Annotated in this window: 1 protein-coding gene; it reads right to left on the minus strand. The window is 54.9% G+C overall.

Annotated elements, in window-relative coordinates:
• Positions 1 to 274: 274 nt before the first annotated feature.
• Positions 275 to 1,300, minus strand: coding sequence for an IS110 family RNA-guided transposase (locus V0R62_RS26685; RefSeq protein WP_330105832.1), 1,026 nt, complete (start codon positions 1,298 to 1,300; stop codon positions 275 to 277).
• Positions 1,301 to 1,302: the final 2 nt, after the last annotated feature.

Here is a 1,302-nt window from a genome sequence, read left to right on the forward strand (position 1 = left end):
CTTTTTGAAGGATCAAAATCTATGGTCACCCCGTTTTCTGCAATACTGTTCATCAGATGAAATGGATGGCTTGCGTAAATCTATCCGGCGTCTGATGGGCTCGTATCCGCCCGCGCCACGATGAGCGTTCGCACCTGACAATCCTTAAAAAGTAAGCGGCTTCCAAGAGCCATTTTTGATCCCAGGATCATCGTCAGGCCGATCGGCCGTTTGTTTCATCTGTTGTACAGCTATCGCAAAACCTGATGGTGAAACACGGTGCAGCACTACGGGGTCAGGCGTTCATGGCGCCTGGCTCCGTTTTATATTGCGTGTGCCGAGTGGTAATGGCCCAAGCGATGCGTGCCAGTTTGTTGGCCAACGCGCAGGCCACCACGTTGGAGTGACGTCGAGCGAGCAGTGAGCGCACCCAATCGGCTAATGGGCCTTTCTGGTACTTCAAACGCATCAGGTAAACCCGTGCGCATTGCACCAGCAAGCGTCGAAGGTTCTTGTCGCCGCGCTTGCTAATCCCCAGCAAATTCTGTCTGCCACCGGTACTGTACTGACGGGGCACCAGACCTACAGAGGCCGCAAAGTCCCGGCTACTGCCGTATTGCTGGCCATCGCCCATTTCCACAGCCAGCAGGCTGGCGGTGATCGGTCCGACACACGGAATACTCAGCAAACGACTACCCAGATCATCGTCAGTCAGCTGGCTCACCAGCTCTTCGTCCAACAACTTGATCTGCTCGCTCAGGTAGACGAAATGCTCATGTAGCCGCTGCAACAATGCGACAAGACGTACAGGCAAGTCGTGCTCTTCAAGCACAGAAGCGAGGCGTTTGACCACTGCCAGTCCGGTCGGCAGGCTGACGCCGAATTCGAGCAGGAACCCATGCATCTGGTTCACCGTCTTGGTTCGGTCGCGGATCAATGATTCACGCATCCGATGAGAAACAGAGAGCGTTTGCTGCTCAGGCGATTTTGGCATCACAAAGCGCATGGAAGGCCGGGAAGCAGCTTCGCAGATGGCTTGCGCATCAACGAAGTCGTTTTTGTTGCTCTTGACGAAAGGCTTAACAAACTGAGGCGAGATCAGCTTGGCTTCATGCCCCATCGCCGTGAGTTCTCGAGCCAGATAGTGCGAACCGGCACAGGCCTCCATCACCACCGTGCAGGAAGGATGATTGGCCAGAAACCGCATCATCTGCAGCCTTGAGCACTTCTTGCGCGATACCTCTTTGCCGAACTTGTCCTGGGCATGCAGGTGGAAGGTATGTTTGCCGATGTCGATGCCGATCAGTGTCACGGTGCTCATGA

This window comes from Pseudomonas carassii (assembly GCF_036324045.1).
Taxonomy (GTDB): Bacteria; Pseudomonadota; Gammaproteobacteria; order Pseudomonadales; family Pseudomonadaceae; genus Aquipseudomonas; species Aquipseudomonas peradeniyensis.

Excerpts from the sequence above, each read along its gene's own strand:
- V0R62_RS26685 (WP_330105832.1), bottom strand. The coding sequence starts at position 1,300 with ATGAGCACCGTGACACTGATCGGCATCGACATCGGCAAACATACCTTC.